7 protein-coding genes and 1 pseudogene are annotated in these 8,435 nt (G+C 70.4%); 4 read left to right on the top strand and 4 right to left on the bottom strand.

The features are described 5' to 3' along the window. Positions 1–89: 89 nt before the first annotated feature. The 3 genes from ABZ340_RS33480 to eccB form a co-directional block, all read right to left on the bottom strand. Positions 90–374 (bottom strand): WXG100 family type VII secretion target, encoded by a 285-nt coding sequence (locus ABZ340_RS33480; protein WP_358785645.1) that lies wholly within the window; start codon positions 372–374, stop codon positions 90–92. Positions 375–476: 102 nt separating this feature from the next. Then, positions 477–788, bottom strand: coding sequence for a WXG100 family type VII secretion target (locus tag ABZ340_RS33485; protein WP_358785646.1), 312 nt, complete (start codon positions 786–788; stop codon positions 477–479). A 248-nt stretch (positions 789–1,036) separates the two neighbouring features. Further along, on the bottom strand, positions 1,037–2,644 hold the full coding sequence (eccB, locus tag ABZ340_RS33490) for a type VII secretion protein EccB (RefSeq protein ID WP_358785647.1): 1,608 nt from the start codon (positions 2,642–2,644) through the stop codon (positions 1,037–1,039). A gap of 449 nt (positions 2,645–3,093) precedes the next feature. On the opposite strand from eccB, the gene eccE reads away from it, so the two are divergent. The 3 genes and pseudogenes from eccE to ABZ340_RS33505 all read left to right on the top strand — a co-directional run. Then, on the top strand, positions 3,094–4,416 hold the full coding sequence (eccE, locus tag ABZ340_RS33495) for a type VII secretion protein EccE (protein WP_358785648.1): 1,323 nt from the start codon (positions 3,094–3,096) through the stop codon (positions 4,414–4,416). Further along, on the top strand, positions 4,416–5,261 hold the full coding sequence (locus tag ABZ340_RS33500; protein ID WP_358785649.1) for a hypothetical protein: 846 nt from the start codon (positions 4,416–4,418) through the stop codon (positions 5,259–5,261). Before eccE ends, ABZ340_RS33500 begins: the two co-directional genes overlap by 1 nt. Positions 5,262–5,465: 204 nt before the next feature. Next, positions 5,466–5,579 (top strand): annotated as a pseudogene (locus ABZ340_RS33505) (SCO5717 family growth-regulating ATPase); the annotation flags it as partial. Between the two features lie 729 nt (positions 5,580–6,308). On the opposite strand, the gene ABZ340_RS33510 reads toward ABZ340_RS33505, so the two are convergent. Beyond that, positions 6,309–7,055: a hypothetical protein gene (locus ABZ340_RS33510; RefSeq protein WP_358785651.1), complete on the bottom strand. Its 747-nt coding sequence runs from the start codon at positions 7,053–7,055 to the stop codon at positions 6,309–6,311. A 126-nt stretch (positions 7,056–7,181) separates the two neighbouring features. On the opposite strand from ABZ340_RS33510, the gene ABZ340_RS33515 reads away from it, so the two are divergent. Further along, entirely contained in the window at positions 7,182–8,342 is a 1,161-nt protein-coding gene (locus tag ABZ340_RS33515) for an AAA family ATPase (RefSeq protein ID WP_358785650.1), read from the top strand. Positions 8,343–8,435: the final 93 nt, after the last annotated feature.

The raw sequence follows: 8,435 nt of genomic DNA on the forward strand, positions 1-8,435 counted from the left end.
CCCTGAAGCAGAGCTCGGCCCAGCGGACGCTTTGGCGTCGGCTGGGCCGATTCTCTTCATCTCATGCCCCTCGGGTCGCCGGCGGGCGCTCAGCCCCAGGTCTGGGCGTTGCTCTTCTCGGTGGCCTGGTAGTTCTCGGCCGCGTTCTGCAGCGCCGAGGCGATCTTCAGCAGGGTCGCGTGCAGATCTGCGGCGGTCTGGTCCCACTCGCGCTGCTTGCGCTGGTAACCCTCCTGCGCCTCACCTTCCCAGGTGTTGGCGACGCGCTTGACCGCAGCCTCGAGGTCGTCGAGCTGCTGCTTGATGCGGCCGGCGGTCGTGCGCACGTCCGTGGAGGCGTTGGTGATGGTGGCGTAATTGACGAGGATCGACATCGTCGTTCCCTTTCAGGAAGAGTCGTAGGAAGTCGGTGGAGAACGGTCGAGATCAGTCGATATCGGAAAGAGCGGGTGAACCGCTGACGTCCGGCGGTTCGATCAGCCGAAGTCGGACATGATCTTGCTGATCTCGGCGTTCTGCTGCTCTTCCGACGCGGAGTAGTTGCTCCGCGTGGAGTCCACGGCTTCCCTGATGTCGTTGAGGATGTCGCTCATCCTCTTCGCGTCCGCGTTCCAGCGCTCCTGCAACTGGTGGTAGGACTTCGCCGCCTGGCCCTGCCAGCCGCCGGCGATCTGGTCGATCACTCCGTTGAGCCGGCGGATCTCGCCCTGCAGCTGACCGTTCACGGTGTTGATGTCACCGGAGAGCTTGCTGAGTTCGTCCTCTGTTACCCGGAACTGGCCGGCCATGATGAACCTTCCCCCATGTCGTCGTTGATCCGGGAAACCAGTACCGGTACCCGGAGAAGCTTCACGCGCTTGAGCGCTGCAAACACTCTATCGTCAGCCTGTCCCTCGACCACAGGCCCGACCAATCAGTTACACGGCTCACACACTTGAGCGATCATCCTGTGACCCGCGGGCCGTGTTCCTCTCAAGGCCCCCTGAGCATGGGCCCGTTGAGCGATCGCCAGCGGACGCCGTTCGCGGCTCCGCCGTCACTGACTCTGCGGCTGCGCCGCGCTGCCGGTGTCCAGGGTGGGCCCTTTCGGGATGAATGTCGCCCACGACTGCGGCACGATTGCAGGGTTGGAGACGTCCTCGTAACCCAGCCGTGTGCGTGCCTTGTCCGTCTCGCTCGGCCCCTGCGAGCCGTTCGATGCCCCATCCCCCGACGAGGACGAAGTCGAACCACTGCCGCTTTCCTGCGCCTCGCTGTCGTTGTTCGACGGCAACGAGTACCGCAGGCCCGTATCCGTGAGCAGGTACGTCGCGCCACCGCCCCCGGCCGCGCCGGTGACCTCCTGGAAGAGCAGCCCTGAGCCGGACGAGACGTAGGCGCTGAGGGAATCGGCGATGACCCTCTTGGGATACGCCTTGCCGGCCCAGGCGGCAAGCTGCGGCTTCTTGTCCGCGCCGATGGTGCCGTTGTAGACGCTGCACGAGGTGGTACGGGCCTCACCGGTCGCCGTGGCCGCGGGGTTGGCCTGTCGCGGGACGGCCTGGGGCCAGCCCTTGTCGGCGTAGAAGCTGTCCGCCGGGCCGCCGTTGGCCGCGATGATGTCCGGGGTGTCGACCTGGACGTCGTCGATCCCGTCCGTCCCGTACGCCAGCTTGGCGGACGGCGACGCCTTGAGCAGGTCGGCGACGAAAGGCGTGATGGCGGCGACCTCGTCCTTGAGGACGACGTAGTACTGCTCGCCCTGCGCGTCCCGTGCTTTGAGTACCCGGCCCACCGTGCCTGCCTCGGCGGGAAGCCCCTGGACCGAGGTCGGCTCGCCGACGGACGGGACCTCCGGGAAGGTGATGGTCCCGCCTTCGTTGAGGGTGCGCAGCCATTCCTGGCTCACCGGCTGCGGCTCGGCCGTGGTGCCGATGACGGCGGCGCGCAGCTGCTCCATGGTAGTGGTGTCGATGCCTGACTCACCGCCCAGCAGGAAGCGGTTTCCCTTGCCGTCGACCAGGTACTCCTGGGAGGTCCTGGAGTCGACGACGTACAGGGCCTCGCGGGGATCGACTTTGCCCGTGTTGCCGAGCGACTTGGCGTCCTCCGCATCGAAGACGAAGACCGCACGGTCGATGGCGCCTTCCGATCCCGGGGCCGGGCGCTCGCACACGGCCCAGGTCTTCGGTTTCTCGGCGTCGGCCTTGGAGGGCAGCCGGTCCGGGGCGTACGGGATGCCGAGGGTCGCGCCGTGCGGGATGCCGCTCTTGTCGATCTCCTTGCCGGGGACCTCGATGACGCTGCCCTTGCCCTTGTCCAGAAGGAGCTTGGCGGAGGCGTAGTTGAGGACGGGATGGAGCGTCGGGACCTTCTTGCCGTTCGTCGTCGCGTCGTTCAGGACGACGTAGCGCGTCGTGGAGTCGCTGTCGACGATGATGTGCTCACCGGGGGTGTCCCAACCCTTGGGCGCCGCCGGCTTGATCACGCCCCAGGCGATGAAGCCCACCACCAGGACGACACCGACCGCCAGGCTGGGCATCACCGTACGGACCGGGCGCGGCGCGCCTTCCTCCGAACCGCCCGGCGACGGCGCCAGGAACGCCGCGACGGTGCGCTTGCGAGCGAACGTGTAGGCGGCGAGTTCATCCCGACGCGTTGCCATGGTCCCCGTTTCTCCCGTTGTGTGATCTCGATCGTGTGGTGATGCTCGATCGTGGTCGTGGCACTCGATCATGGCCGAGCGCTCGGCCCTGCTCAGTGGGCGGGCCACGGCTCTCTCGTGCTCGGGTCATCGTGCTCGGAAAGCCGATTCGGCCGCGCAGGCACCTACTATGCCCTGCGCCGCGGAACAGTGGTCCATCAGGTCTGCGGCAGGCCCCGCATCTTCACAGAGCTTCACCTCAGCGCTCCACCATGCGGGGCCGGTCCGTGACAGGCTGGTCACCAGGGGTTTCGGTGTCCCCTGTGTCGCCTCGCGTTCCGCAGCGGGTACCGTGAGCCACTCGCACGGATGATGTGGGCCATCGGTGCCCCTGGCCCGTCGCCGGGATCTCGGACAGACGATCCCGCACGGCGAACGGCCACTACTTCGCGAAAGGGATGTCCCGGGGGATGACCAGCGCTACGAGCACTCGGCGCGGACGCCGCGCACAGCAGCAACAGGGGGATCCGAGCGGCAGACGCACGTCGGCCGCTCCGTCCGCCCCCGCCGCCGCGTCGCCGCGCACGCTGCCCCGTCCCGGCGGTCTGGGCCCGGTGCGGCTGCAGCAGCTCATCCTGGTGGAGCTCGCGGCGGCGGTCATGCTGGTCGCCTGGGCCGCCGACGTGTCCTGGCTGCTGGCTCCGGCTGGTGTCGTGGCGGCCCTGCTACTGCTCCTGGCGGTCTTGCGCCGGGGCAGCCGCCCGCTGCCCGAGTGGTACGAGACGGCGCGCGCGCTGAGGCGCCGCCGGCGCGAGGCCAAGTCGCCCGTCCCGCCCGGGACGGACCCGATGCTGGCGCCTGCCGTGGAGTGCGACCCTGCCCTGCGGACGTACAGCTTCGTCTCCCGTGACGACCGCTCGATCGGCATGATCGGCGACGGGACCTTCCTGACCGCCGTGCTCTTCGTTCAGCCGGGAGACCAGCCGCTGCGCCCTGGCTCCGTCGGTCGGCAGCTACCGCTCCGACTGATCCAGGACGCCCTGGAGGTCGACGGGATCCGTCTCGCCTCCGCGCAGGTCGTGCAGCACACCCAGCCGGCGCCCGCACCTCATCTGCCCCCGCAATCCGTCGCCGCGCGGTCGTACGGCCCCCTCCAGGCGCAGGCCGGTTCCCCCGCGCTTCGGCTCACCTGGGTCGCCCTCAAGCTCGACCCGGAACTGTGCCCGGAGGCGGTCCAGACCCGCGGAGATGGCGTTCCCGGGGCGCAGCGCGCGCTGCTGCGGGTGGCGGACCAACTGGTGAGCCGACTGGCCGGGGCCGGCTTCAAGGCAACCATCCTGGACGAGAACGAGCTGGTGCAGGCGCTGGCGACGTCCAGCTGCCTGAACCCGCGGGCCAACGCGCAGCACGCCCAGGACGGGCGCTCGTCCCAGCGGCGTACGGTCGAGTCGGCGCGGAGCTGGCGGGTCGACGACCGGTGGCACACGACGTACTGGGTCTCCCGCTGGCCTCAGCTGGGGAACGGCGGTGTGGCGCTGCCCGAACTGGTCACGCGGTTCACTTCGCTTCCGGTGCTCGCCACGACGTTCAGCATGACTCTGAGCAAGGCTGGCAACCGGGGTGTCTCCCTGTCCGGACACATCCGCGTCACCGCCCGTGGTGACAGCGAACTAGCCGAGGTTGGCCGCGAGTTGGAGCGAGCCGCGAGTGCCGCGAAGGTCGGTCTGGTCCGCCTCGACCGGGAGCAGGTTCCCGGTGCTCTCGCCACTCTGCCGCTCGGAGGTACGTACTGATGTCCCATCCCGCCTCGACCATGCCCCCGGGACAGCAGGGTCGGGCCGCCTCGGGGCGCACGCCCGCGCATGTGGCCTCGCCCACTGACACGGGCATGATTCCCGTCGTCCGGCAACCGCAGGCGCCACAGCAGCAACGCCGCATCTTCAGCCCGGGTTTCGGGCTGCGCGGGCCGCGCCGGAACCGCCATGTCGTCACTACCGACGAGCTCGCGGCGATCAGCATGCCGATCGGTGACGACGGTGTGATCATCGGCACCGACCCGGAATCACAGCCGGCCGTGCTCGGCCTGTCCCGTCCGACCGCCTTCGATATCGTCCTCGTGGGGGGTCTGTGGCTCGCCCAGGTGCTGGCGTTGCGCGCCGCCGCGACAGGAGCGCGCGTGGGGGTCGAAACCGGTCGTCCGCAGGCCTGGCAGCAGTTGGCCCAGACGGCGGGCGGTGGCCAGCAGTGCGTGACGGTCTATCCGGTGGGGCGGGTGCCCGCGCAGGGGCCCTCCGTCTCCAGTCCGGTGGTGTTGTTCCGGGACTGCGGCATCCGTCCGCCGCGCGGGCGGGTGACCTCCGTGCCGTGGCAGGCCGTGGTGACGGTGCTGCCGTTCGTCAGCGAGCACGCGCCGCGCTGGCTGGCCCAGGCCCATCTGGTCGGGATCCAACGCATCTCGCCCTACGAGACCGAGGTCGTACGCGACACGCTGGGCATCCCGGAAGAGCATCTCCAGCACCTGCCGACCCTTCACGACGGTGTCGCCTTGTGGTGCACCCGCAAGCACCACAAGTTCGTCATGACCGAACCCACCGATGCGGAGACGGGCCTGCTCGGCGCGGCGCGCCGTATGGACTGACGTGCCGTCGTCTCCGGGAGCGGTGCCGGCCGACCACCCGTCGGGTCTTTCCGTCCGCGCTGTGGGGGCTTTTCCGTCCCGCCAGGCGAGTGATTAGGCTTCTGAGGGTGCGGTGACGATCGCAGTCGCGTAGGACTCGCCACTCGGTCCGCCCGGCCGCGACGACGACCAGCTCAGCAGCAGTGGCTGACCAGGAGGCAAGCAGTGAACAGGGATCGGTCCGAGTACAACGGCGGCAGCCCTTCCTCGGACGGGGACGATCACGAGGTGGATCTCACCGGCGAGTTCGAAATCGTCTACACGCCTCCCGCCTGGTACGCCCAAAGCACCGGTGGCTCCGCGGCCGGTGGACAGCAGGACGCCGGATCCGCATCGCCGCCGCCCCCGACCGGACCGCCCATCGGCTCGCCCACTGGGCCGCCCGGCGGTCCCGCACCGCACGCTCCCGCACCGGCGCAGCCGCAGCCGCACACCCAGGGCGTACCGCAGCAATCCGCGCAGCCCTTGCCTCAGCCCGCGCAACCCACGCAGCCCGCCCGGCCCCAGGGCACACCCGACGCGAACCAGCAGGGTACTGCCACGGGTAGCTACGGATTTCCGCAGCCCACGGCGCCGGGCACCGCTCCCGCGCCCGGCGGATACGGCTACCCCCAGCAGTCGGGAACCGGAACCGGTGCGCCACAGCCGGGCCAGGACACGCCGGGTGGTTACGGAGCTCCCCAGCAGCACACGTCCGCCCCGCCCCCCGCCGCGCCCGGCTTCCCCGTGCTGCGTCCGGCCGACGAGGGGCCCCAGGGCGGTCCGTCCCAGCCCGCCACCCCGGCGGCGGGTGTCCCCGCCGCGCCCGAACAGCCCGCCCCCGCACAGCCGATGCCCTCACAGCCGGAAGCCGGGCAGCCGGAAGTCGTGGTCGACCCTGCCGCCGATGCCGAGGCGGCGCGGCTGTTCGGCGGTGCCGATGACGACGGGGAACCGGAGGAGGAGCGGAGCAGCGAGGCGGAGCCGGGTGACTCCGCCGGGTCCGTGCCGAGCACGCAGGGCGACGAGTCAGCGGACGTCCGGTCCGACGCGGACTCCGTCGCACAGACTGAATCCGAAACCGCGCCGACGACGGCGGAAGCCGGGGCAGAGACGGGTGCAGAGCCGGTGACTGCCGCTCCCGAGGCCGTGCCTGCCGCTCCCGCGTCCGCGGCACCGGAACAGCAGCCGCAGCCCGCCGAGCAGGTCCCCACGCCGTCCCAAGCCGGGCAGGGACTCCCGCCGCTGCCGCAGGGGTTCGTGCCCGCACAGCCCGTCCAGGGAGCACCGCAACAGGCAGGGCAGCCGTACCAGCAGGCCCCGGCCGTCGGCCCGCAGACCGCAGCCGGGCAGCCCGCCGGATATGGCTACCCTCAGCCTCCTGCCCAGCCTCAGCCCGGACAGCCCGGACATGAGTTCCCTCCGCAGGGCTCGTTCGGCCCGGCCCAGCAGCCCGGTCACCCGGGACAGCAGCCGCACCCGGGATACCCGGCGGCGCAGGGCGGACAGCCTGTACCGGTCGACCCGCGGCAGGCCCCTCACCCCGCGCAGCCCTATCACGGACAGCCGCAGCTCGCCGGTTACGGCTACCCGCAGCAGGCGCCCCAGCCCGGGCACGCCGGCTACGGTTACCCACCTCAGCAAGCGGGTTACGGCTACCCGCAGGCTGTCCAGCCCCAGCAGCAGCTGCTCCACCAGCCGGCTCCCCCGCAGCAGCCGCCTGCCCAGCCCCAGCCCCAGCCCCAGCCCCAGCCCCAGCCCCAGCCCCAGCAGCATCCCGCTGTCCCGCCCACCGCCTACGACAACCAGGGCTGGACCGCTCCGGCCGGTCCTCAGCCCGGCGGGCCCGGTGCCCCCCAGCAGCAGGCCGCACCCGGCACCCCGCTCGGCTACAACGCCGCCGTGGAGCTCACTTCCGACCGGCTGCTGCGCCATCAGCCCAAGGCGCGCAAGAACAACACGGGCCCGTCCCGCTTCAAGTTCGGCGCCAAGAAGGAAGAGGCGGAGCGGCAGCGGAAGCTGGAGCTGATCCGTACGCCGGTCATGTCCTGCTACCGGATCGCGGTGATCAGTCTCAAGGGCGGTGTCGGCAAGACCACGACGACCATGGCGCTCGGCGCCACGCTCGCCACCGAACGTCAGGACAAGATCCTGGCGATCGACGCCAACCCGGACGCCGGCACCCTCGGTCGACGGGTCCGGCGCGAGACAGGTGCCACCATCCGCGACCTGGTGCAGGCGATCCCGCAGCTGAACAGCTACATGGACATCCGCCGCTTCACCTCGCAGGCGCCGTCGGGGCTCGAGATCATCGCCAACGACGTGGACCCGGCGGTTTCCACCACCTTCAACGACCAGGACTACCGAGCCGCGCTCGACGTGCTGGGCAGGCAGTACCCGATCATCCTCACGGACTCGGGGACCGGCCTGCTGTACAGCGCGATGCGCGGGGTCCTCGACCTCGCCGACCAGCTGATCATCATTTCCACCCCCTCGGTGGACGGCGCGAGCAGCGCCTCGACCACGCTCGACTGGCTGTCGGCGAACGGGTTCGCCGATCTCGTCCAGCGGTCGGTCACCGTGATCTCCGGTGTTCGCGAGACGGGCAAGATGATCAAGGTGGAGGACATCGTCGCGCACTTCGAGACCCGCTGCCGCGGTGTCGTCGTGGTCCCCTTCGACGAGCACCTCGCGGCAGGCGCCGAGGTGGACCTCGACATGATGCGTCCTAAGACACGCGATGCCTACTTCGATCTCGCCGCCCTCGTCGCCGAGGACATCGCCCGTACGCAACAGGGCTTCGGCAACCCGAACCTGCCGCACCAGCAGCTCCAGCAGCTCCAGCAGGGATTCGCGCCCCCGCAGGGACAGCCTCAGCAGGGATTCGTGCCCCCGTCCCAGCAGCCCTACGCCCCGCCCGGCGGTACCCCCCAGCCGGGCCAGGACTGGCAGCAGCCGGGGCCGGGCCAGGGTTGGCAGCAGCAGTCCGCACCGCCGTCGCAGGATCCGCAGCAGAACCAGCCGCAGCACGGTGTCGTACCACCCGGCTGGACACAGCAATAACGACAAATCGCCCACGAACGCCGGAGGGCCGGCACCATATGGTGCCGGCCCACCGGCGTTGGGGGGGGGTTTTTGGCGGGCGAGGCCCGGCCC

It is taken from the genome of Streptomyces sp. NPDC006134 (assembly GCF_040628835.1).
Classification (GTDB): domain Bacteria; phylum Actinomycetota; class Actinomycetes; order Streptomycetales; family Streptomycetaceae; genus Streptomyces.